1 protein-coding gene is annotated in these 543 nt (G+C 60.6%); it reads left to right on the forward strand.

The features are described from left to right. Positions 1 to 176 precede the first annotated feature (176 nt). The coding region (locus tag AC4FQ5_RS20095; RefSeq protein WP_491146487.1) for a hypothetical protein at positions 177 to 543 on the forward strand (367 nt) is incomplete at its 3' end.

Raw genomic sequence — 543 nt, forward strand, 5'->3', positions numbered from 1 at the left:
GTATCGCCCACCAGAGTCTGAGACAGACCGACGAAGGCCCCCGGCATCAGCCGGGGGTTTTTTCGTGGGTTCGCTTCGTGTGTGGGATGTTCGTAAAAGTCAGGTCCTACGGGTGCCCTGAAGTGGGGACTTCTGCCTCGGAGGTCGCGCGTCGCGCTCACGTATAAGGTGAGCAAATGCCGACCTTCGACGACGCCTCTCGATGCAGTTGCGGACAGCCTGTCGAGTTGCGGTGGTATGGGTTCCCGACGGCTGCCGTAGGTGAGGATCTTAACGTCACAGTAGATCGACTTTTCCACGCGGTGAGCCCTCCCGGCAGGCTCTGGTCCCCGTGGAATAAGCCCCTGGTGCGGCGAGAGTTTCGCGACCGACTCGAGCAAGCAAAGCTCGGACGGCTGAAGCCCATCGACGAGGTCAAGCCCGTGGATGTGGATAACCCGCCGCCTCTGTATGAGATTCGCTGGCAGGAGATCCACGTCGAGACTCAAGACGAGTCATTACCGGCCGGGAAACGCTTCGAGACGGTCGTCGTTCGTCTCTACC

This window comes from Chryseobacterium sp. DT-167 (genome assembly GCF_058310155.1).